The sequence below is a fragment of the Bifidobacterium sp. A11 genome, from assembly GCF_000499185.1.
GTDB classification, from domain to species: Bacteria; Actinomycetota; Actinomycetes; order Actinomycetales; family Bifidobacteriaceae; genus Bombiscardovia; species Bombiscardovia mizhiensis.
In genome coordinates, this window is the sequence record NZ_AWUO01000003.1 from 170,569 (window position 1) to 194,775 (window position 24,207).

Consider the following 24,207-nt stretch of genomic DNA (forward strand, 5'->3'; position numbering starts at 1 on the left):
AAAGGGCTTCCATCCGATACGGGATGGAAGCCCTTTTATGCAACGATGATCAGGCCTTAACCAGGTCGACCCGGGGCTGGTCCACATCGCCGGCATTGACGGTCAGGCTGATGGCCAGGGTCTCGTGTGCGAGCAGGTCGCTGAACTGCTGGGCCTTGGGGGCATCCTCCCCAGGCAGGGTCAGGGTCAGCCGGATCCGATCAGCGATGTCCAGGCCAGCGGTCTTCCGGGCATCCTGAACCTGGCGGATCAGATCCCTGGCATAGCCTTCGGCCAAAAGGTCGTCGTCCAGCTGGGTGTCGAGGATGACGAAGCCGCCGGTGGGCAGGGCTGCGGAGGCCGAACGATCAGCCTGGGAGCCATCCTCCTGCTCAATCCTGTTGTCCAGTTCGTATTCGCCTGGCTCCAGGGCCACAGGTCCGTCGGGGGTAGTGACGACCACATGGCCATCCTGCTCCGACCAGTCGCCCTGCTTGGAGGCCCGGATGACGAACTGGACCTGCCTGCCCAGGCGAGGCCCGGCCACACGGGCGTTGACCTTGAGATCATGGATGATTCGCAAGCCGTGCTGACCGGCCTGGTCCAGGGTGCAGAATTCCACATCCTTGATGTTGAGCTCGGACTTGAGCACGTCCACGTAGGGGCGGGCCGCATCGGGGTCACGAACCACCACCGTCAACCGGGACAGGGGCTGGCGGACGCGGATCTGCTCGGCCTTGCGCAGGGCCAGGGTGGCCGAAACCACCTCGCGAACCTTCTCCATGGCGGCTACCAGGGCAGGATCGTCACGCAGGACCTGTCCCAGTTCGGTCTCCTGCCCGGTGGCCTCATCGGCCAGGAAAGGCCAGTCAGCCAGATGGACCGACTCGCCGCCAGTCAGACCACGCCAGATCTGCTCGGCCTCCATGGGCGCCAGCGGGGCCAAAACTCGGGCAAAAGCCTCCAGGACCGTGTAAAGGGTGTCGAAGGCCTGGTGGTCCTCGCCCCAGAAGCGGTCGCGGTTGTTGCGGATGTACCAGTTGGTCAGCACATCGATGAAGTCGGTCACTGCATCGCAGGCATCAGAGATGGCAAAGTCATCCAGGGCCTTCTGCACCGACTGGATCAGCCGCCGGGTCCGTGCCAGCAGGAAGCGGTCCATCTCCGGCAGGCTCGCCACCCGATCCGGCGTTAGCGCCTGGGCCTGGTAGCCGGCGCCCTTGTTGGCCGCGTTGGCGTAGAGCGTGTAGAAGTAGTAGGAGCTCCAGACCGGCAGCATGACCTGTCGGACCGTGTCGCGGATGCCATCGGCGGTGACGACCAGGTTGCCGCCGCGCAGAATGGAAGAGCTCATCAGGAACCACCGCATGGCATCGGATCCGTACTTGTCGAAGACCTCGTTCACATCCGGATAGTTGCGCAGGTGCTTGCTCATCTTCTGGCCGTCGGAGCCCAGGACGATGCCATGGCAGATCACGTTCTTGAATGCCGGGCGGTCGAAGAGGGCCGTGGACATGATGTGCATGGTGTAGAACCAGCCACGGGTCTGGCCGATGTACTCCACTACAAAATCGCAGGGATCCCTGTCCTCGAAGTACTGCTTGTTTTCGAAGGGGTAATGGAATTGGGCGAAGGGCATGGAGCCCGACTCGAACCAGCAGTCCAGCACATCGGTGATCCTGTGCATGGTGGACTTGCCGGTCGGGTCGTCAGGGTTTGGCCTGGTCAGCTGGTCGATCCAGGGCCGATGCATGTTAATCTGCCCCTTGTCGTCGGTCGGGTAGCGGCCAAAGTCCTGCTTGAGCTCATCCAGGGACCCGTAGACATCAACCCGGGGGTACTTGGGATCGTCCGAGACCCAGACCGGGATGGGCGAGCCCCAGAACCTGTTGCGGGAGATGGACCAGTCGCGGGCGTTGGCCAGCCACTTGCCGAACTGGCCGTCCTTGACATTCTCGGGGATCCAGTTGATCTGCTGATTCAGTTCCAGCAGGCGGTCCTTGATCTTGGTCACGGAGACGAACCAGCTGGAGACCGGCTTGTAGATCAGCGGGGTGCCACAACGCCAGCAGTGGGGGTAGGAGTGGACGTAGCTCTTCTCCTGGAAGAGGAGGGCACGATGCTCGGCTGGGATCTGTGTCAGTGGGCCGTCGCCTGCGCGCAGGTTGCGCACGATGGGCATGTTGGCGTCAAAGGCCTGCAGACCCTGATAGTCAGGGCACTGCTCGGTGAAGACGGCCCCGGCATCGAGGACATCCACGCTGCGGATGCCCTTGGCGTTCAGGGTGTTCATATCGTCCTCGCCATAGGGAGCCTGGTGGACCAGGCCGGTGCCCTCGACAGTGTCGACGTAGTCAGCCGTGTAAATGGTATAGGCATTGGGGCCGGGGGTGCCGCCCTCGGATTCGGCCTGCTCTCCGGCGAAGTAGGGGAAGACCGGCCAGTACCGCCAGCCTTCCATCTGGGAGCCCTTGAGGGTGCGAACCACCTGGTAGTCCTCACCCAGCTGCTTGGCGTAGTCACCCAGACGGGCCGTGGCGATGTAGAAGCGCTTGCCGGCGAAGGGCCCCGACACCGGGCTGACCTCCGAGTATTCGATATCGGCGCCGACCACGATGGCCAGGTTGGTCGGAACAGTCCAGGGGGTGGTGGTCCAGAAGACCGCATAGGCGTCCTCGTCCCTGAGCTTGACGGCCACGGAGACGGTGGTGTCCTGCCGGTCCTGGTAGACATCGGCATCCATACGCAGCTCGTGGTTGGACAGCGGGGTCTGATCCTTCCAGCAGTATGGCAGCACCCTGTAGCCCTTGTAGGCCAGGCCCTTCTCGTAGAGGGTCTTGAAGGCCCACATGACCGACTCCATGTAGGAGACGTTCAGGGTCTTGTATCCGTGGTCGAAATCTACCCAGCGAGCCTGACGATGGACGTAGTCCTTCCACTCGCTGGTGTACTTGAGCACTGAAGCACGGCAGGCGTCATTGAACTTCTCGATGCCCATCTGCTCAATCTGATCCACGCTGTCGATGCCGAGCTCGCGCTGGGCCTCCAGCTCGGCGGGCAGACCGTGGGTGTCCCAGCCGAAGACACGGTTGACCTTGTGGCCTTTCATGGTCTGGTAGCGAGGAATGACATCCTTGACGTAGCCTGTCAGCAGGTGCCCATAGTGGGGCAGGCCGTTGGCGAAGGGCGGGCCATCGAAGAAGACAAACTCGTTGTCGGCATGATCGCCGGATGGACGACGATCCACCGATTTGTTGAAGGTGTCGTCCTGATCCCAGTAGTCCAGAACGGACTCCTCCATATCAGGGAAGGAGGGATTGGGCTTCACCTTGGCCAGAGCCGGGTCCACCACCGCCTTGGGATAGACTTCGCCATCCCGACTTGTCGCATCTGAGGTATCAGTGGTCTGATTCACCGTTCACGCTCCTCGCTGGTCGTTCATGTCGCCATGCCGAGGACGAGGGACCCATGGGGCCCACCGCGGTACCACCTCGCTTGCCCGGCCAATGACCCGCGCCGGACCGCTTGATCTGGGCTATGCGGGCCCACCCGTCGGTTCTACTGAGGATCGCCGCAAGCAGTCCCGTTCTTCCGAGGGCTCCCCGCTGATGACGGATCAAGGCCCATTAATTGTTAAGAATACACCACCCATCTACTATTTCTTTCCGCTCATTCACCTCGCGGAAACAACTATGGAGATCTATTGCTCCTCATCTTTTTCACCCAAAGATTTGACAAGTTAAATCCTATTTGATAATTTATTCACCACAGAGACGATAAAAGGTTTTATCTTCTTTGTTTTAAAGAATGCAAGTGAGGCAAAGATGCTTAGAGGGAGCGCAGATGCTTTGTATTCACTCATTGCTGCTATTGGAAAGGCGAACAATTGAGGAAGTTCATACTCGACCTTGATACCGGAATTGATGACACCCTTGCCATCGCCTACGCTCTTGGAAGCCCAGAGGTAGAGCTGGTCGGTATCACCGCAACCTACGGCAACGTAACCATGAGCCAAGGAATCCGCAATGACCTGGCTATCACCGATTTATTTGGTCATGCAGAAGTCCCTGTTTACCCTGGTCTACCCCATGCAACCAACAAAGACTCCTTCGAGGTCTTGGAGGGATCACGGCTGATCCATGGTAAAAATGGAATCGGCGATGTGACAATACCCGATTCGCCTCGCTGCCAGGAAGTATCATCAGCGGTCGATTTTATTATCAATTCAGCTCATAAATACGGCAAGGATCTGACTTATGTGGCCACGGGGCCACTGACCAATATCGCCGCAGCCGTGAAACAGGATCCTTCCATTAAGGAAATCATGGGGGGAATCGTGGTCATGGGAGGCGCGCTGACGGTTACAGGCAATGTGGCGCCATGGCGGGAAGCCAACATATCCCAAGACCCCGAAGCAGCTAATGCACTGTTCACATCCGGAGCCCAATGCACCATGGTTGGTCTTGACGTTACCTTGCAAACTTTGCTGACGAAAAATGAAACCAAGCAATGGCGAGCGCTGGGAACTCCTGCTGCCGCTTTTCTTAGCGACATGACAGATTACTACATCCACGCATATGAGCTTACGTCCCCAGGCTTGGGCGGTTGCGGTTTGCATGATCCCTTGGCCGTGGCAGTAGCCGTTGACCCCACATTGGTCAAGACCCTGGGTGTCAACTTGAAGGTTGAGACTGACGGAGCCACTAGAGGAAGAACTATTGGAGACAAGAACAGGCTCAACGATGCCACCAAGACCACTCAAGTGGCCATCAAAGTAGATGTAGAGCGTTTCCTGCATGAATTCATGACCAGAACCTCCCTAGTTGTCTCTGACCAGCAATGAAGCCAAACACCGGTAAACCCGCTAATTGATATAGATAATAAAGAGAGAATAAGAGCAATCATGTCAGACAGCACGACTGCAGCCAAAAATGGCTCGCAATCACAGAGTTCCTCTCAACAAGCGGAAATAACAAGCGACATGGCTGTCAAAGCCTTAATTCCGCTGCTCATCACTTTCGTCCTGGGTACTTTATGCCTACAAGGATTCAATCTGGTCTTCCAGGAAATTGGAGAAAGCGTTGGAGCACCAGGGCAAGCCTCCTTGATAACTGCGATTCCCAGTATTGTTCTCGGCATCGTATGCTTCATCTACGGCTCTCTGGGAGATTTCGTCTCACTCAAAAAATTAGTAGTTGTAGGCATTACCTTGCTGGTACTCGGTTCGGTTCTCGGATTTGTAGCCAACTACTATTTCACTGCTAATATATGGACAGTCATTGTAGCTCGAGCTATTCAGACGGCTGGCGAGCAGGTGGCCGGCTCCGTTTATTTGGTTGTGGCAACAAAATATCTTAAGGATTCACTTAAGGTCATATTTTTCGGGATCTTTACCGCTGGATATCAGATCTCAGCAGCCATCGGCGTCTTCGCTGCAGGCTTCTTAACTTCGATTCATTGGCAGTATCTATTCCTTATCCCCGCCGTAACTGTACTCTTCCTACCCCTTCTTCTTAAGAATCTTCCTGATAAAACAGGAAACGGTGAAAAAGTTGATGCGATCGGCTTCACGATCTTCGGCCTGGCCACAGCTTTCATTACCCTCTTCTTCTCCTACAAGAGCTGGTGGATGCTTGCTGCCTCTGCCGCTCTTTTCATTGTCTTCGCAATATACATCCACAAGGCAAGAAATCCCTTCGTCACTCCGGCTTTCTTCCGCAACAAGCGCTGGCTGATGGCAATATCTCTGCTCCTCCTCTTCTATCTGCCCAACTATTCCTTCTCCCCTCTCTTTAACGGAATCAGCACCAAGGTGTTCCACCTGACCACTTCACAGGTATCCCTGCATATCGTCTGGGCTTTCGTTGTAGGGGCCACTGTAGGAATCTGCTCAGGATGGATCGTTGGCAAGATAGGTCGTCGTGCCGCAATCATCACCGCGGGCTGCATGAAAATACTCGGCTTCGTTCTTGCCGTCTTCTGCGTCAATCTCGGACCGATTGCTCTGACCATTGCAGGCTGCATTTATTACGGTGGGGGCGGTTTCCTCTACTCGCCGCTGGTCTCAACAGTTCTTGGCACCCTGTCTAAGGATGAGTCTGGACGCGGCGTAGGCATGAATGACCTGGCTATGAACGTTTCCAGTTCCATTGGTATCGCCATCATAGGCGGTCTGATGAGTTCCCCAACACTCTCCATGGGCAGCATCAATGGAACTACTGGCTTCGCCGCCAATTATTCCAACCTCTTCCTGATTGATGCTGGCATGATTGTCGTTGGCCTTCTTATCTACTTCGCTTTCAATAAGAAGATTTATGGTGAGAGCAAGTAATAAACAATACGTTCGTGACCACGATCTGTTCGATTTGTGAGTCTAATGAACTACCAACCGGTGTCGATAAGCATATCGGCACCGGTTTCATTTAATATCTAGCGTCATTTGAATAATATTCAAGGATATTGTTCAGTTAACGATTCTGCCTAAGCAAGGTGGAATCGCTTTGCAAATTTCATTCAGTGGTGGTGTGAGCCCAAAGCTGGAGCCGGCCCCACCGATTCACGTTGAATGAAAATGGTGGGAATACTCACCATGGCCCCCAGGCCACTTACTCCATTTCTTATCAGTTCAAGTAGCATCTCCACGCCTCTGCGACCCATTTTCTCGGCCTGTTGGGAGATAATCGAAATTCTTGGTGTCATAAGATTGAAGACATCAATATCATCAAAAGAAATAAGCGACATGCAGGAACCTATTCTAATTCCGCGATCATGGAAAATGCCCAAACAGCTGATAGCATCTGGCGAATACCCGAAAATGAGTGCAGTAGCTCCAAATTCATCGATACGGTTCAGTGCCAGTTCGAGCGATCCGCTCTTGCTGTCACTAGACAGAATCAGAGAACCCGACTTTCCGAAGAACTGAGGACTCAACTTTTTAAATGCTTCCGCACGTTCATTCAAGCTAAAAGACTTCAAGGAAGGATGAGCGAGATAAGCGATTTTCCTATGTCCGTCGGCATATAAGGCACGCATCGCCTCCACCAGACCTGGCCTGGGATCTGAAACCACATAAGGAATTGTTTCCATACCGGGCACACGGCGGTCTACAAAGACCGTGGGAATATTTCGTTTTACTAGAGCCTTCAAACCTGCAGATTCCACTCCTTGTGGGATAATAATTAACCCATCAAATCTCTGCCCTAGAATATTGGTAATAAATGAGTCCTGACGTTCCACGTTTTCGGCAGAAGTACCGATAAGTGTGTTGAAGCCTTCTTCATAGAGTATATTTTCCATGGAACTGACCAGATCCGCGAAATATCTGTTTCGTAAATCAGGTACCAATAAACCGACCATCTTAGAATCGGACATACGGATAGCCTGGGCCCTTGAATCAGGAATATACCCTAAAGCGTCAACCGTGTTCATGACCAGTTTTTTGGTTTTCTTGGAGAAACGGCCCTTCCCATGCAAGATCTGCGAGACGGTCGCGATGGATACGCCTGCCTTTTGTGCCACATCGCGAATAGTCACGAATCCCATAAAATATCTTTCCGAATTGACCGATTGTGTAACAGTCCAAGCATAACCCGAAGTCCGTGTTGAATGTCGTACGAGTGCGGCAGCAACTGAAAGTTCGTTCATCGCTCCAGATGAATACACTGAGCCAGCGCATTTCTGTATCAGTGCAAACGACTGGGTACTCCTCACTTGTTCAGATAGGCATAAATCCAGGTATACCGACCATTACTTCCATATATCAAATATAAATAGAACGCTCTAAAAGAATGGGTGATCCCAAAGTCGACCAAGGGCCTCCCAGAATCGACTGCGTCGACACTAGGGAGGCCCGTTGGGGGGGGGGGGTACAACAGCAATCAGTAGGGCAGAAGGAAGACCGACAAAACCAATACGCTGATGATGCCCACGATGCTGGGCACACTGGTCCGCTTGAGCACCTTAGTGGGCTCCACCTTGATGCTGGCAGCCACGATCATAATGACCGCCGCCACCGGGGATATGCCGCGGGCCAAGTTGGCGATCAGCTGCATGGGCATGGCGATAAGGATGCCGTTGACACCCGCGGCAGCAGCGATGCCAGGCACCAGGGCGATGACCGCGTAGAACATGGCCAGGCCACCACCGGACAGGAAGCCGAACAGGCAGGTGGCCAGGGCGAAAATTAGAGCCACGGTCAGGCCGGCTCCAGTGGATCCTTCCACCGAGTGGGTTAGGGCGTCAATTAACCCCAACTTCTGAACACCGGTGGTGAAGAGAGAACCGCCGCAGACCAGGATGACCACCTGGCTGAAGCCGCGACCCATGCCGGTGAACATCTCGACAACCGATCCCTGGATCTCCTTGAAGGAGCGGTGCCGGACGGCCTCGATGATAACCGCGATGAAGAAGGAGATGAAGGTCAGCACCACGATATCCATCGTCAGACCCTTGATGAACATGGCCGCGATGCCGATGACCAGGATCAGAATGAGGGGCAGTAGAGGCAGGAAAGCGTAATATCCGGGAATTCCAGTGGTGTCACGCACGGCCTTCGCATCATGGTCGACCGGGTCGACGACGCCGGTACCCTCCTCGTGACGATCGCACCACTTCTGCCAGATATAGTGGGCCAAAGCCATAATCAGCAGGGAAGGAATAGCGATCTTGGCGTTGTTGCCAACATATTCGATCAGATCGTACTTGAGCGTCTTGGCGGCGATAACATTATCTGCACCCAGAGGAGTGGGCATGATGGTGGCCGTGCAGGCGATCACGCCGGCAGCAGTCAGTGATGAAAGGCCCATGCCCACCAGTACGGGGTAAAGGATAGACATGAGGATGATTGCCAGGCTGGAAGCGCTGGGGATAACGAGGGACATGACATTACCCAGCAGGAAGACAGCCGGCACGATGAGCGCCTTGTGCTTGATGTGACGCAGGGGCTTGACCATGTAGTTCACGGCAACCTGGTTGGCCCCGATGTTGTTCATGTAGGCTGAGTAGCCGAACAGGACCATGATGACCAGACCGGCAGCCTTGAGCTGATCCAGAATGGTGTCCTTGAAAACCATGAAGACATCGAAGAGCCCGAAACCTGTCCCCTTGCCCGCAGCATACAGAGGATGTCCCAGCGCCCAGGCACCCAGGAGGAGGACTAGGCCCCCGATAATCAGGGTCAGGGCTGGATTATATTTCTTGATGATCAGGTACCCGATCGCCACCAGGACGACCAGAACCAGAATGATCTCCGCAATCACCTTGTAATACTCCCTTTCTTGGTCTTGGTAATCAAATGCACTTGCTCATGCCATCCAGGAACCAGGCCCGGAATCCCTTGGAATCCACATCGATAGCCACGGAAGCGTTGGCTTTGCGCTTCCGATAACCCTTCAGATCGACGACCGTGCAGCCGCGGGTCGGGCCTTGCGCCAGCTCCACCTCAACAGAGGTCTCTGCGAACTTGAAGAGCTCAGGGGCCAGGATGCATGCGACCGCGCAGGGATCGTACATCTTCAGACCCGTGGCGAAGCTTCCTCCGCGGTACTTCTTGAACAGGTCGTGGGTCATCGTGCCCACCTTCCCCATGGCAGGCAGCTGAGCGCTGTCCTCGGGCAGGACCAGGGCCTTGAGGCCGACGTCCAAACCGGCCATGACGATGGGGATTCCCGACTCGAAGACAATGGCGGCAGCCTCGGGGTCCGTGGCTATATTGAACTCGGACATGACACCACGATTGCCGCGGGCAGTGGAGCCTCCCATCATGGCGATCCGTCCAATTCCCTTGGCGACTTCGGGGTATACCTTGAGCAGGAGGGCGATATTGGTCAGCGGCCCGATGGTCACCAGGGTGACCGGTTCGGACGAGTCCATGATCTCCTTGCGCATGGCCTCGACCGCGTTTTCCTTCAGCAGCAGGGAACGATCAGGCTCAGGGAAGTCGAAGCCCTCCATTCCGGTCTTTCCATGGATATCGCTGGCATCCACGAACGGCTCCAGCAGAGGAGCAGGGGCCCCTTGGGCCACCGGGACGCGACGCTCGAAATATGTCAGCAGCCGCAAGGCGTTCGGCGTGGTCTTATCCAAGCCGACATTGCCGGCCACTGTGGTAATCAGACGCACATCCAACCGAGGCGAAAATAGCGCCAAAGCAATGGCGACGGCGTCGTCAATTCCTGGGTCAGTATCAATGATGACTGGTGTTGGATTCATGATTCCTGCTCCTTTGATTTGCTTCCAGTTGATAACTGCGACCGATAGGTACCGTCCAGGAAACGGACCATCCCGCTGCCTAGGTCCGGACCAGGCCGCCGGATAAAGCCATGTTCCTCATAGAAACCTTCCTTCCCAGGAGTGGCCATCAACCCCACGTAAGCATGCTCGCATGCTTCTTGAGCGATTCGATCAAGAAGGGCCTGAAGGACAGCGCTACCCACACCGTGATGGCGATAATGGGGCAGCACCACAAGATCCTTGATGAAGAAAGCTATTCGTCCATCGGCAATGACACGGCCGATACCAGCAGGTTCACCCTCTACCTCGGCAACGACTGAGCAATAACCACCAGAAAGAGCCGCCTTCACGTCGATTGGTGAGTAAGTGTGGAAACCAGCCGTCGAACGCACCCGTTCGTATAATTCTGGCGTCAGCGCATCATACCGAATGACAACCACCATTGGAATCCCTCCGCTGCGAGTATCCAGAATTGCTATAACGTTTTATCAACTAACACGAGTTTAGACCGACAGCGAAGTTTTGTCCAATTTAGCGAGCTTGCGCGAGATATTAGTTCTGGAATCGGCTGGGATTAGAGGGGTCACCCGGCACATCATCCAGAGTGTCCTCGGCACCTAGTGCCTGCCTCCAGAAGTCCAGGGAATGGCCATAGGGGCTGGCCTGGCCGCCGCGGACCTGCAGGTCGGCCTTGGCCTGGAGCACATCCTCCTCGCTCACCCCGTCCATGAGTCCGACAAGTCTGGCAAATCGATCCGAGTCGTAGAAGATACCACCGACGATCTCAAGAAGTCGGCTGGCCCGTTCCATGGGCAGGGAATCCCAGTGCCTGAGCTCGATGTAGTTCTTCAGGCGGACGTCATTGAAGTGCGTGGTCAGGATGTGCGCTACCTCGGCGTCGTTGAGCCGGCGGTCAGGATAGATCTCCCCGGCGTTTTCGTGCCAGGCGATGAAGACCTGCTGCCCCTGTGGTCCATCCACCTCAGGGGTGTGGGAGACATCAGCGACCATGAGCGGAGTGGAGAGCACGTCCACGGCATAGTCCTCCCAGCCGAAGCCATCCTCGAACAGCCCAGGAATCAGGCCTGTGCGCTGGGTGTCGAGCCAGTCCCAGATCCGCTGGCGCCGTAGGGGCATGCGGTTGGGCTCCCCCTCAAAGATCGGAGTGTTGCGGAAGAAGTAGGCCAAAATGGGACCGATGGCCGTGCCCAGACGGATCTTGGCGATGGCATCCTTCTCGTCCTGGTAGTCGATGCTGATCTGGGTGGAGGCGGTGCTGCGCATCATCATGGGTCCGCACTGGCCGATGCGACCCAGGTAGGTGTTCATGACCGCATAGCGCTCCTTGGGATTGACACCCACATCAGCGTAGGACCCAGCCGGACGGTACCCGTACTCGACCAGCCGGAACCCCAGGCGCTTGGCAATGGGGTCGACCTCGGCACGGAAGCGACGGTAGAGGTCCTCGAATTCTCGGCTGTCCCGCACCACACCCAGGGAGCACTCCACCTGGCTGCCGGGCTCCAAGGAGACCACGCAGCCCGGCCTGCTCAGCCCCACCAGGTGTCCGTCCTCCCGGTACTCCTTATCGCCGTCGTAGCAGGGCTCCAAGGCAGACAGCAGGGCCTCGATGCCCCGCTCCCCCTCATAGGGAACCGGGGCATCGGATCCGTCGTTGCGGACCGGCAGATGCTCAATCTCGATGCCGAACCGCCACTGGGAACGCGGTTTAGACCCGCGCGAAAAGTAGTCGACCAGGCTGGCTACATGCCGCGGATTAGGGACCGTCAACAGGTGCGCGTACCCAGCGCCTACGCTTTTCCTCATGCTGCAATCGTAGGAGCGGACGAGGGCCCTGGGCAATCAACACGCGAGGAGTTCCGCTACCGGATGGCGGTCAGTCAGCCCACGGTCACCGTCACGGCCTGCAGGTCTTCCCTTCGTGAGGAGGACCCCACCAGTACCTGGAACTGGCCGGGCTCGACCCTGCGATTGCAGTCGGCATCGACCAGAGTCCACTCGGCCACCGGAAGGTCGAAGACTACCTTCTTGGTCTGCCCTGGATCCAGCTGAATCCTTTGGAAGGCCTTGAGCTCGCGATCAGCCCAGCTGACCGATGTCACCAGGTCGCTGATATAGGCCTGAACGACCTCGGTGCCTGGCCGCTGGCCGGTGTTGGTCAGGTCTACAGTCACCCTGACCGTATCCTCGGGTCCCACGGCATCCGGTCCATCGACCCGGAGCTTTCCGTAGGCAAAGGTGGTGTAGCCCATGCCCTGGCCGAAGGCGAAGGCCGGATCCTGGGTCAGATCGGCATAGCGGTTTCCATGCTGGCCCCGGATCTGGTTGTAGTAGACCGGCAGCTGCCCGGCATGCCTGGGGAAGGTGATGGGCAGTCTGCCTGTGGGCTCAACCTTGCCGACGAGAATCCTGGCCAGGGCACGGCCGCCCTGCATGCCCGGGTCGGGCTGCCAGATCAGAGCCCTGGCCGACTGTGCAGACGCGGGCAGGATCAGCGGCTTGGAAGACATGAGCACAATGACCATGGGCTTACCTGTCTGCGCCAGGGCATCCAGCAAATCACGCTGAGGACCATAGAGCTCCAGTGTGGCAGTTGAACAGCCCTCGCCCACCAGCTGGACCACGTCGCCGACCACGGCAACCACCAGGTCGCTTTGCCTGGCCAGGTCTACGGCCCTGTCGAAGCGATCCTGATCGATCCTGGCCGGGGCCGCCACCTTGGGCCTAGGCTGGCCATCGGGAAAGAGTTTGCCCGCCGGATCGTCGACCAGACGGAGCACCTCAACACCCTGCTCGCAGTTAAGCTGCCAGTTTTCAGGCAACTCCTGGCGCAGACCGTCGGCCACGGTCGTGATCATCTCCCGAGGCTGGTCCTTGATCCAGTCGCACTGACCCGAACCGCCGGCCCAGTCCCCCAGCTGGTTCTGGGCATCATCGATCAGCGGACCCACCAGAGCAATGCTGTGCGGCGAATCGTCGCTAGGACGGCCATCAGCATCCACACCTCCGAACAGGGGCAGGACGCCGTCATTCTTCAAAAGAACTGCAGACTCCTGGGCCACCTGGAGGTTGAGCTCCTGGTGCTCTGGTGAGTTAATGACCGCTTTCTGGATCTCGCGGTCGGGCAGACGCGGGTCCTCGAAGAGCCCCATGCGGAATTTCAGGGCCAGGATGTGCTTGACCGCCCGGTCAAGATCCTCCTCGTGCAGAAGCCCTGCATCCAGTGCATCCAAGGCTCCCTGGTAGAAGCCAGGCGTAGTCATGATCAGGTCGTTGCCTGCCTTGACAGCGGCTGCGGCAGCCCTGGTGTAGTCGGGCTGCACCTTCTGCTCCCAGACCATACGGCCCACGTTGTCCCAGTCGGTGATCAGGGTGCCCTGGTAACCCCACTCCCCTCGAAGAACGTCGTTGAGCAGCCAGTTGTTGATGGTGACCGGTACCCCGTCGATGGACTCGTAGCCCAACATGAAGGTGGCCACGCCCTCCTTGGCCAGACGCTCGAAGGGCGGTAGGAACCAGGAGAGCAGCTTGCGGTGCGAGAGGTCGGCCTCGGACGCGTCGCGCCCGCCCTGGGTCTCGGAGTAACCGGCGAAGTGCTTGGCCGTGGCCAACACTGCATCCTTGGGCAGGGTTCCGGTCATGGCTGATCCGCCCTGATAGCCGCGCACCATGGCCGAGGCCATTTCGCCGATCAGGAAGGGATCCTCGCCGAAGGTCTCGTCCACCCGACCCCAGCGGGTGTCCCTGGCGATGCAAAGCACCGGGGAGAAGGTCCAATGGATGCCTGTTGCGGCAACCTCCTGGGCCGTAGCCCGTCCCATCCGCTGAACCAATTCCGGGTCGAAGGAGGCCGCCATGCCCAGCTGCTCGGGAAAGATGGTGGCCCCGCGGAAGAAGGAATGGCCGTGGATGCAATCGTCACCGATCAGCAGGGGAATGCCCAGACGAGTGCGATGAACGGCCTTGTCTGCCTTGATCATGTTCTTCGGAGAGACATGGAGCAGGGAGCCGACGTGCTGGTCCACCACCTCCTTGTCCACCCCCTGGCTGGCATCCAGCTGCATCATCTGGCCTACCTTCTCTTCCCGGGTCATCCGTCCCAGCAGGTCGGCCACCCGCTCATCCACGCTCAGGTCGGGATTGCGGTAGGGCAGATCCTCCGTCAACTTCCTTGATGCCATCTGGGCACCTTCCTTTCTCATCGATAACTCATAAACTGATAGCTTTGCAGTCGGTCAGGCTGAAGACGGTTTACCGAACAATGATCGCCAGATCCCAGGGGCCGATGGTCATGGACTGGCCCTGATCCACATGCGCCTGAGGATCAGCCTGCCCGTCTGCCACCAGCAGATGCCCACCATAGGGTGCGTCCAGCTTGACCTTCTTCGATGAATAATTGAGCAAATAGGCGACCTGCTCCCCCAAGGCGTTGGTGCCCTCACGCACGGTGACCAGACCGGCCAGGTCCCGGGCAGGACCGCTCAGTCCAGCCACATCCGCCGCATCAGACAGCAGCAGCCGCATACCCTGGGCCGACGGTAGAGTGCCGATCCACTCCGCGCTGCCGCGACCGTAACCATGACGGGTCACAGCCGCATACCGCCCCCAGACCGGGTGGTCATAGGATGCCAGAATCTGAGTGTCGGGACGCGGATTCAGCAGCTCAATCAACCCTTGGCAGGCCGGCCCGGCCTGGTCGGTCCCATGCAAATCCAGGGTAAGACCCTTGCCGGGACGGGTGAACTGGTTGTAGTCGATGCCGAACACGTCGGTCAGCAGATGCGGTGCCTTGTCATGCCAAACTTTGAGATTCTCGTCCGCGACAAAGGAGCGCAGCGTGGCCACCAAGTGACCTCCCTGATGGACGTAATCGGCCAAGACCCTCAGCGTATTCTCATTGGTGCTGTACAAGGCTGGAACCACGACCATGGCATAGTGGCCCAGCTGGGACTGGTCAGCCTTGCCGCTGATGAAATCGCACTCGATGTTGAGCTCGAAGAGGGCATCGTAGACCCGTCTGACCACATCGTTGTAGGAGATCTGCCCCTGCTGACGGGGGAAACCGGTCTCCAGGGAGAACCAGTCCAGGGCGGTCAAGGAGTCGTTGCCCACCATAATGGCGACCTTGTTGCGCTTTTGGAGGTTGATCAGACGCTCCCCCACACCCTTCTGCGCTATTTGCCTGCCGAACCGCCCGGCCTCCTCATAAGTGGGGTTGGGTTCCATGTCCTGTGAAAGCAGCCCCTTCCAGTAGGTCTCGAAGGAGTTGTGGATGGAATGCCAGTGCCAGTACATGACCCCGTTAGCGCCCGAGGCCAGATGGCTGTATGCCTGAAGCCGCAGCTGGCCCGGGTAGGGCAGCCAGCCATTCTGCCCCTGGGCTTCGGTTTCCAGGACCAGGTAGTTGGCGCCGCCCTTCAGACTGCGGGTCATGTCCCCGCCGAAGGCGATCTCTTTGCCGCTCAGGTCATCCTCCGTGGGATGGTAGATGTCCACACCGGCCACATCCAGACATTCGGCCGCTTCGAAATGATCGACGGCTGGCTGGATGCCGTATGACCAGCCCGGGCCCCAGTCGAAATCGAAGTTGTGGGTGACGAACTGGTCCTCGCGGGCATATTCGCGCACAATGCCAGCCTGCCAGGCCAGGTAACGACTGACCTGGCTTCGGCGGAAGCGGTCGAATGCCGAACCCAAGGATGCATTGATGGTTCCGGTCAGGTCGGGAAAGTCCTCCCAGGAGTCAATCCTGTTGGACCAGTAGTCCAGGCCAAAGGCAGCATTGAGGCGATTCAGATCATCATCAAATTGCCGTCGCAGATCCTTGACGAAGAGCCGCTGCATGTCGGGCGATACACAGTCGTAGTACTTGGTTTCATTGTCGACCTGGTAGCCGATCACCTGGGGGTTATCGGACACATGGCTTATCAGTTTGCGTATGACGCGCTCGCCATAGTACCGGTAGGAAGGGTTGACAATGTCCATGATCTGGCGAGCGCCATACCGGTTGTGGCCCTTGGGGGTGTCAGCCAGAACATCCGGATGCATAGCAGCCAGCCAGGAGGGGACGGCATAGGTGGGCGTGCCCACGATGACCTGAATGCCGAATCGTCCTGCGGCATCCAGCACCCGGTCCACATGGCTGAAGTCGAATACGCCAGGTTGGGGCTCCAGAGTGCTCCAGGTGGATTCAGCGACACGAATGGTGTTGATGCCGGCGGACTTCATCATGGACATGTCTTTGTCCACCCGCTCATAGGGCATATATTCGTCGTAGTAGGCGCACCCGAAGATGAGCCTGTCCGGAAGGCGCGTGCCGCCCGCATTGTCTGACATGATGAACTCCAATCTTGATTTACTGGACTCAATTCATAGGGCGATGGTGCTGAAAGATCGCGGCTCCAGGGTTACCCGGAAACCTTGGCTTTCTTTGCTAGTCCATCCCAGATCGGTTGACGGCTCCGAGGAGACCTTATGCACCTGCGGCAGTTCCCAATCGTCCAATGCCAAGGTTGTTGAGTCGCTCATGATGCCGATATCTTTCAACTAGTCTTCTCTGACACTCCAATGGCGGAAAAGCCATATCTACTAATCATTAGATAATGATATACCTAACAGGTATTCAATGGTTCTGTCAAGTCATCGACTCTATGCAGGGCCGCGAGTGCCGCGTCTTCTTTTTCTCTCCCCAGACGAGTCGGAACGCTTGTGCTGTTACCAATACGCCCCATGTACCATAAGTATCAACATGTCCAAGAGCAGTGAAAAGGAGCCGCGAGACCAGGAAATGGTGAGCCGAACAAGAAAATCACCGGAGGTGAGAAGAGCGGAAATCACACAGGCCGCCGCCCACCTCATCAGCCAACAAGGGTACAACGGCATATCGCTCAAAGACGTCGCTGACATGGTAGGGATGTCGCAACCGGGCGTCCTCCATTATGTGGGCAGCAAGGAAGGCCTGCTCTCACTCCTGGTCACAGACATCTACGATGCCTATGGGACCCCTGAGGAATTCCTGCAGACACGCCTTCCAGGATCCGACCCCGAACAGCCGCATTTGCCGGCCTATTTTGACTATTTGGTCGCCCACAATGCCAGCCAGCCTGAACTCACACAGCTCTATACGGTCCTGGAAACTGAGGCTGTAGCGACCAGCCATCCCCTGCATGATTATTTCATCCGCAGGCCGGCCGAGGTCTGGGAGCGCTATTCTGAATTCCCATGGCTGCTTCCCAAAGGCATAGAGTGGGCGACAGACATGCGGGTCAGGGTGAGGATGAGTCTGGAAGTCATGGACGGCATACAGATACGGCTGCTGCGTGAGCCGAAAATCGACTACATCCAGGAATGGGACCGGTTCAAGGCGCTGATTTTCCCCTCACCACTCTGGGATGGATATCGCTGATCAGCGCAGGCATTGCGGTGGCCAAACGACGGCTGCCGGACACCAGCCGACAGGGGAAGCCAAAGAGTCAGCCATCGGTCAGCCAGCTTGATCCATCTTGTAGGGTCGGGCATCATAGGGCGCCTGATACCGACGATCCCTCCAGAAGTATTCATAATCGCGGTCATTGATGGGACGGACGACCTTACAAGGGTGGCCATAGGCGACCACGTTAGAGGGGATGTCCTTGGTGACCAGGGACCCCGCTCCGATGACCGTGTTGTCTCCGATGGTCACTCCCGGCATGACGATGGCACCTGCTCCGATCCACACATTCCTGCCGATGCTGATCGGAACCGTGAACTGAGGCGTTCCATATATGCGTATATCGGGGCGAATGGTGTGCCCAGTGGTGACGAGAGTGACATTGGGGCCGAACATGGTGTGGTCACCTATGCCAATGCGTCCATCGTCGACCAGCACCAGGTTGAAGTTGGCATAGCATTTGCTTCCCCAGTAGGTGTTGCAGGCCCAATTGGCCCGGACTGGTCCCTCAATCCAACTGCCTTGGCCGAATGAACCGAACATCTGTTTACAGAGGTCCTGCTTTTTCTCCACCTGGCTGGGGCGGCAGGCGTTGAACTCGAAGACCAGGTCCTGCTGGGCATCCTGAACCTGCTTCATTTCAGGCGTATCGGCAATGTAGATCTGGTCGGTGTCCAGCAGAGCCTTGATCTCTTCGCGGCTGGTCATGGGAAACCCCTCTTTCCTTGATCTTCGTGGTTCAGCAACTCCGAGGCCGGCGGGTTTAGCCCCAGACACCGACCTCAGCGTGACTACAGGCTCTCCAGAACCTTCTCTTCGTCCTGGACGGGTGCTGCCTGCCCAGCATCCAGGCCGGTCGACCCGAATGCCTGGGATTCAACGGCGACCTTGTGGCCTTGGGTGGCATTTTGCTGGTCGCCCGGCTTCTTGGCGGCGGCAATCATCAGCTTGATCCTGTTGAGTTGGTTGGCCTCCGAGGCACCGGGATCGTAGTCAATGGAGACGATGTTAGCCTCAGGATAAGTCCTGCGGATCTTGCCGAACATGCCACGTCCGGTCACATGGTTGGGCAGGCAGGCAAAGGGCTGCGCACAGACGATGTTGGGGGCACCAGACTGGATCAGCTCGATGATCTCGCCGGTCAGGAGCCAGCCCTCTCCGGCCTGAACGCCCAGGGAGGTGACCGAGGCGGCCTTCTCCCTCAGGTCGGTGATGTGAGCGGGAATGTCGAACTTTCCATGGGAGGCCTTGAAGCCGGCGATCATGGGCGCTCGATAAGCGTCAGCCGCCTTGAGGACGATCTTCTTGACACCGACCTGGCCACCGGTGCCCAGCATCTCCTCGTTCCACTCAGCGTTGGAGATGCCATTGACCATGAAGTCGCAGACACCGGGAAGCACGGCCTCGCAGCCCTGGCTCTCGATCAGGTCGACCACGTGGTTGTTGGCATCGGGATGGTACTTCACCAGGATCTCGCCTACTACGCCCACCCGAGGCTTACGAGGGATATTACGCAGCGGCAGTTGATCAAAGGCCCGAATCATCCGCTTCATCAACGTGCCATAGGGCAGATAACCGTGACCATAGACCTTCTTGGCGGTCTTGGAGTACCCGTGGTGCTCAATGGTCTCCTTGCAGATCGTGTCCCAGAGCTTGTAGAGCCTATTGGCTGCTCCGGGCTCCTGTTCGTAGGGGCGGACCCTGAGCAGGCACTCAATCATGGCATCGCCCAGGTAGAAGGCCTTGACGGCGCGATGCAGCAGGGCCGGGGTTACCTGAAGGCCGGGATTGGCCTTGAACCCCTGCACGCTCAACGTGATGATCGGGACGTAACCGTAGCCCGCATCAGCAAGAGCCTTGCGCAGGAGGCCATAGTAGTTGGTGGCCCTGCACATGCCGCCGGTCTGGGTGACGATGACCGCGCACTTGTGTGGGTCGAACCGGCCGGACAGGAAGGCGTTGACCAGCTGCCCCACCACGATGATGGCGGGGAAGCAGGCATCGTTGTTGACGTACTTGACACCGGTGTTGATGTCTTCGGCCGTGGCATGCTTCAGGAGCTCGAAGTGGTAGTCGGCGCTGGAGAAGACCGCCTCCAGGAGGGAGAAGTGCACAGGCGACATCTGCGGCGCGACCACTGTAAATTTGTGCCCCATCTCTTTGGTGAAGCGATGCTCAGTGGCGTACTTGGATAGGGTCGGTTTGGCGGCGGCTCCGCTGGGCTTGACTTCTTGGTCCTGTTCGGACGTCGGCTCTGCCGACTTGCTTTCGGCTTCCTGATCCTTCTGCCGCGAGGCCATGGTCTCCCGGATGGGCCGAATGCCCATAGGGTGAAGACCTATCAGACCCTGATCACTCTTATCGTGCAGGGCCACGAACCTGGCCAGAGCCACAATGTCGGACTTGCGCTGGGACAGGCTGATCTTCTGCGCGTTGGTGGACCGGAACCCTTCGGATGCCGGCTTGTCAGACGCATTCGCATCCGCTGCTTCAATGCGGTCTGCAGACTCTTGAGAGCCCTGAGAATCAGATGATTCCTCCGCCTGAACCAGGTCAGGCAACGGATCAGCATCCTTGACCGCAACCTTGGCAGGCGCCTGCTCCTTGACGGGGGCTTCCTTCTGATCTTCGCCATTCTCTTGGGCCACATCCCGTTGATGGCGTTCGTCCATGGCAGCCTTCAGCGAGCGCAGACGAATCTTGGCAGCACCCAGGTTGGAGACCTCGTCGATCTTCAGCTGCGTGTAGACATCGCCCTTGTCGGCCAGAATCTCCTGGACCTGGTCGGTGGTGATGGCATCCACGCCGCATCCGAAGCTGACCAGCTGCACCAGCTGCAGGTCGGGATACTCGGAGACGAACCTGGCTGCCGAGTAGAGCCTGGAATGGTAGGCCCACTGGTCGGTCACCCTCAAAGGCATCTTCTGATGGTCATCACCGAAGCCCGGCACGGTCTTGCGGAACTTGGCGGCCGTGGGGTTGTTGGAGGCCAGGGCCCGCTCCCCCGCCGCCGGAATGATGTAGTCGCTCAGCTTGGGCAGGTCATGCACGTCCAGCTCGCAGATGGAGTCCTCGGAGAGCACGGCCATGCCCAGGGAGCAGATGGTCTCGGGAATGCCATGGTTGACCTCGGGATCCACATGGTAGGGGCGTCCCGACAGGACCACGCCCTTGACCCCGTACTCCTGCATGTAGGCCAGGGCACGAAGTCCCTCCTGGCGCACATCCTCCTTGAACCGGGCATCCTCACGGTAGGCCTCCTGGACGGCCGTCCGGGCCTCATCCTCGCTCACCTTGGCCCAGTCGAAGACCTTGACGATCCGCTCGACCATCTTCTCCTTGTTGGACAGGTTGAAGTAGGGTCGCATGAAGCGGACGCCGTTCTCCTTGAGCTCGGCCATGTTGGCCTCAATCACCACCGGGTAGTTAGCCACGATGGGGCAGTTGTAGTGGTTGTCCGTATCGGGAACCAGCTCCTGCTCATAGGTGACGCAAGGGTAGAAGATGGTCTTGATGCCCTTGTCGACCAGGGAGTGAATGTGCCCGTGGACCAGCTTGGCCGGGTAGCAGATGTTCTCGGAGGCGATGGACTCCATGCCGCTCTCAAAGAGCTCGTGGTTGGAACGCCCGGAGATCATGACCCGGAAGCCCAGGGAGGTCAGCAGGGTGAACCAGAAGGGGTAGTCCTCATACATGTTGAGTACACGGGGAACGCCGATATCGCCCCTGGTGGCCTTGTCCGGGGTCAGACGGCGATAGGCGAAGGCCCGCTTGTACTTGAAGTCATAGAGATTGGGCCTGTCGGAGCGCTTCCTGTTCTTGTCGCCACCGCGTTCGCAGCGATTCCCAGTCACGTAGCGGCCGCCGTCCTCGAATTCGGTGATGGTCAGCTTGCAGTGGTTCTGGCAGAGCTTGCAGACATCGTGGGTGGTGGTCATGGAGAGGTTGTCCAGATCATCCCCTGCCAGGATGGAGCTGACCACATGGCCGTCCTGCACCTTCAGGTCAGGCAGGGTCGTCTTGAACCCCTGGTCGTTCTTGGAGGTAATCTTGTTGGCAGCAGCCGACGACAACTTTGACTGGGTGGGAGCCGGAGTCATATTGGGGGTTGTGGGCGTGCTGCCCACGGACTTCACCCCGTCGGCCATGTGGGAGCTGGCCGCAACGAAATCCTCGACCTCATCATTCTGCGGGCAGTGCATGCGAGCCGTCAGCGCGGCACCGTAGGCTCCCATGAGTCCGGCAATGTTGGGCCTGGTCACCTTGCGACCGGTCAGGAGCTCAAAGGCCCGCAGGACAGCATCGTTGAGGAAGGTTCCTCCCTGAACCACGACCACCGGCCCCAGGGCGTTGGCGTCACGCAGCTTGATGACCTTGTATAGGGCGTTCCTGACCACTGAGTAGCAGAGTCCGGCGGCGATGTCCTCCGGGGAGGCACCCTCCTTCTGAGCCTGCTTGACCGAGGAGTTCATGAAGACCGTGCAGCGGGAGCCCAGATCGGTCGGAGCCTCGGAGGCCAGCGCCTGCTTGGTGAACTCCTGGATGCTGATACCCATGGACTGGGCGAAGGTCTGCAGGAAGGATCCGCAGCCGGCCGAGCAGGCCTCGTTGACACAGATCGAATCGATGACCCCATCGTTGACGGCGATGTACTTCATATCCTGCCCGCCGATGTCGATGACCGAGGTAACCCCGGGGCTGATCTCCTCGGCTGCCCGGTAGTGGGCCATGGTTTCGACCACGCCCTCGTCAACATGCAGGCCGGCCTTGACCAGGCCCTCACCATAACCAGTAGCGCAGGCGCGGGCGATGTAGGCGCCCTCCGGCAGGGACTTCCTGACTTCCTTGACGATGTTGGCAGCGGCGATCAGCGGGCTATCCTTATGCACACCGTAAGTAGACCAGACGATGGTCTTGTCGTCGTTGATCAGCACAGCCTTGATGGTGGTGCTGCCCGCATCGATGCCCAGGAAATGCGGACCCTTGGCTCCTGACAGGTCACCGGTGGGGATGACCTGGGCCCCATGCCGGTCGTTGAACTCCCTGCGCTCGTCTTCATTCAGGAAGAGCGGCCGGATCGTTCTGGCCGTGGAGGGCATGTTCTCCAGGCCTTTCAGGGCGGAGAGAACACCATCCAGCGAAGTCAGGTCAAAGTGCATGTCTTGATCCTGGCGAGCATCCTTGCCGGTCTCGGCCGCCTGGACTTTATTGTCGCCGCTGACCAGTGTGGTGGTGCGGCCATCCTGCATGGCATCCTGCAGAGCCATCTTGTCGAGGTTCGAAGCCTTCTCGGAGCGTGCCTTGTCGACCTCCGCCTGGTCCAGTCCCCAAGCCGGGCCGAAGGGGTCGTTCACATCGGTTTCTGGCGAATAGTCAGTCTTGACCTGCGCCGCGCTGTCCTGGTCATCCTGCTCGTGACGGCCAGCCATGATGGCAGCGCCGTAAGCCACATAAAGGTGTGCATTCTCGGGAATGATATAGCGGCTGACCCTGTCCTGGAGAATCCGCTTAAAGGCTTCCCTGAGCTCGCTCATAAAGAAGAGGGGTCCGCCCAAAAAGATCACATTGCCGCGGATGGGACGTCCGCAGGCCAGACCGGAAATGGTCTGTGTGGCAACGGCGTTGAAGATAGAAGCGGCCAGATCCTCCTTGGCGGCTCCGTCGTTGATCAGTGGCTGGAGGTCGGACTTGGCGAAGACCCCGCAGCGTGAAGCAATAGGATAAATGGTCTTGTACTTGGAGGCCATATCGTTCAGGCCGGAAGCATCGGTGTTGAGCAGGGTGGCCATCTGATCGATGAAGGCTCCGGTCCCGCCTGCGCAGGATCCATTCATCCGCTGCTCCGGCGTGGGCTTCAGATAGGTGATCTTGGCATCCTCGCCGCCCAGCTCGATGATCACATCCCCCTCGGGATAGGTGGCGTTGATGGCCTCGGTCTCGGCAATGACCTCCTGGGCGAATTCCGCCTGCAGCTGGCTGGCCAGTTCCAGCCCGCCCGAGCCGGTGATCACCAGACTGATGGGATTGCCGGCCAAACCAACCCGTGACAGGGAAAGCTTGATGTCGGTGACCAGTTCTGCCACGCACTGCCGCACATTGGCATGGTGGCGGCGATAGTCGCTGAAAAGCGCCTGATCCAGCCTGTCACCCGTGCCAAGAACCACGGCCTTGACTGTGGTGGATCCGATATCCAACCCCACACGCAGGAGATCCCGCGGTCCTGTGCCCTTATATCGACCCGTTATGTCGACGCCATCAGACATGAAACAACCTCAATCCGTGAGACCGCCGCTTGATGGGTTCGAAAAGCAGACACCACATCATATCCGGCTTGCTCTATTTATGCTACCGCCAGAGCGTGAATAACTTTTGCGATATCAAGGAATCAAGGCTGTCGCCTTCGACACATCTTCCGGCAAAACCGCCTCTGTTGCAGGTAAGCCGCGGACTAGGGCAGGTACATTAGGGCGTTGGTTCCAACCCTTGTCCTCCACACTTTCCCCTCAATCCCAGCCGAATCGCACATGGAAGAAAAGCCGCTGTGCCCT

General features: G+C 58.1%; 14 protein-coding genes. 3 read left to right on the top strand and 11 right to left on the bottom strand.

Annotated elements, in window-relative coordinates; all coding sequences use genetic code 11:
• Nucleotides 1–49 precede the first annotated feature (49 nt).
• Nucleotides 50–3,394 carry a mupirocin-resistant isoleucine--tRNA ligase gene (gene ileS, locus P273_RS0104405; RefSeq protein ID WP_024627276.1) on the bottom strand — a complete coding sequence of 1,115 codons (3,345 nt, stop codon included), beginning with the start codon at nucleotides 3,392–3,394 and terminating at the stop codon, nucleotides 50–52.
• 471 nt (nucleotides 3,395–3,865) lie between these two features.
• On the opposite strand from ileS, the gene P273_RS0104410 reads away from it, so the two are divergent.
• Complete coding sequence (locus P273_RS0104410; protein ID WP_024627277.1) at nucleotides 3,866–4,822, top strand: nucleoside hydrolase; 957 nt, start codon at nucleotides 3,866–3,868, stop codon at nucleotides 4,820–4,822.
• Between the two features lie 138 nt (nucleotides 4,823–4,960).
• A complete protein-coding gene (locus P273_RS0104415; protein WP_253269571.1) occupies nucleotides 4,961–6,310 on the top strand; it encodes an MFS transporter in 1,350 nt (449 codons plus the stop codon).
• 182 nt (nucleotides 6,311–6,492) lie between these two features.
• On the opposite strand, the gene P273_RS0104420 is transcribed toward P273_RS0104415, so the two are convergent.
• The 8 genes from P273_RS0104420 to P273_RS09970 form a co-directional block, all read right to left on the bottom strand.
• A complete protein-coding gene (locus tag P273_RS0104420) occupies nucleotides 6,493–7,623 on the bottom strand; it encodes a LacI family DNA-binding transcriptional regulator (protein ID WP_253269566.1) in 1,131 nt (376 codons plus the stop codon).
• Nucleotides 7,624–7,856: 233 nt separating this feature from the next.
• Nucleotides 7,857–9,236, bottom strand: coding sequence for a C4-dicarboxylate transporter DcuC (dcuC, locus tag P273_RS0104425; RefSeq protein WP_216476354.1), 1,380 nt, complete (start codon nucleotides 9,234–9,236; stop codon nucleotides 7,857–7,859).
• Nucleotides 9,237–9,267: 31 nt separating this feature from the next.
• Nucleotides 9,268–10,188 carry a ribonucleoside hydrolase RihC gene (gene rihC, locus P273_RS0104430; protein ID WP_024627281.1) on the bottom strand — a complete coding sequence of 307 codons (921 nt, stop codon included), beginning with the start codon at nucleotides 10,186–10,188 and terminating at the stop codon, nucleotides 9,268–9,270.
• Complete coding sequence (locus P273_RS09795; RefSeq protein ID WP_081709254.1) at nucleotides 10,185–10,652, bottom strand: GNAT family N-acetyltransferase; 468 nt, start codon at nucleotides 10,650–10,652, stop codon at nucleotides 10,185–10,187. The genes rihC and P273_RS09795 overlap by 4 nt, the downstream gene beginning before the upstream one ends.
• A gap of 109 nt (nucleotides 10,653–10,761) precedes the next feature.
• The gene (locus P273_RS0104440) at nucleotides 10,762–12,036 is read right to left on the bottom strand and encodes a glutamate-cysteine ligase family protein (protein ID WP_024627283.1); all 1,275 of its coding nucleotides are present in this window, start codon (nucleotides 12,034–12,036) and stop codon (nucleotides 10,762–10,764) included.
• Nucleotides 12,037–12,110: 74 nt separating this feature from the next.
• A complete protein-coding gene (locus P273_RS0104445; protein WP_029676143.1) occupies nucleotides 12,111–14,411 on the bottom strand; it encodes a glycoside hydrolase family 3 N-terminal domain-containing protein in 2,301 nt (766 codons plus the stop codon).
• Between the two features lie 70 nt (nucleotides 14,412–14,481).
• Nucleotides 14,482–16,566, bottom strand: a complete 2,085-nt coding sequence (locus P273_RS0104450; protein WP_029676144.1) for a beta-galactosidase — start codon at nucleotides 16,564–16,566, stop codon at nucleotides 14,482–14,484.
• A gap of 33 nt (nucleotides 16,567–16,599) precedes the next feature.
• Nucleotides 16,600–16,758, bottom strand: a complete 159-nt coding sequence (locus P273_RS09970; protein WP_155804691.1) for a hypothetical protein — start codon at nucleotides 16,756–16,758, stop codon at nucleotides 16,600–16,602.
• 289 nt (nucleotides 16,759–17,047) lie between these two features.
• Here P273_RS09970 and P273_RS0104455 point away from each other — a divergent pair, with 289 nt between their 5' ends.
• On the top strand, nucleotides 17,048–17,635 hold the full coding sequence (locus P273_RS0104455) for a TetR/AcrR family transcriptional regulator (protein WP_367379020.1): 588 nt from the start codon (nucleotides 17,048–17,050) through the stop codon (nucleotides 17,633–17,635).
• A gap of 78 nt (nucleotides 17,636–17,713) precedes the next feature.
• Here P273_RS0104455 and P273_RS0104460 read toward each other — a convergent pair whose 3' ends face one another.
• Both P273_RS0104460 and P273_RS0104465 read right to left on the bottom strand, forming a co-directional pair.
• Entirely contained in the window at nucleotides 17,714–18,367 is a 654-nt protein-coding gene (locus tag P273_RS0104460; protein WP_024627286.1) for a sugar O-acetyltransferase, read from the bottom strand.
• Between the two features lie 83 nt (nucleotides 18,368–18,450).
• Nucleotides 18,451–23,922, bottom strand: coding sequence for an acyl-CoA dehydratase activase-related protein (locus P273_RS0104465; RefSeq protein WP_024627287.1), 5,472 nt, complete (start codon nucleotides 23,920–23,922; stop codon nucleotides 18,451–18,453).
• Nucleotides 23,923–24,207 lie beyond the last annotated feature (285 nt).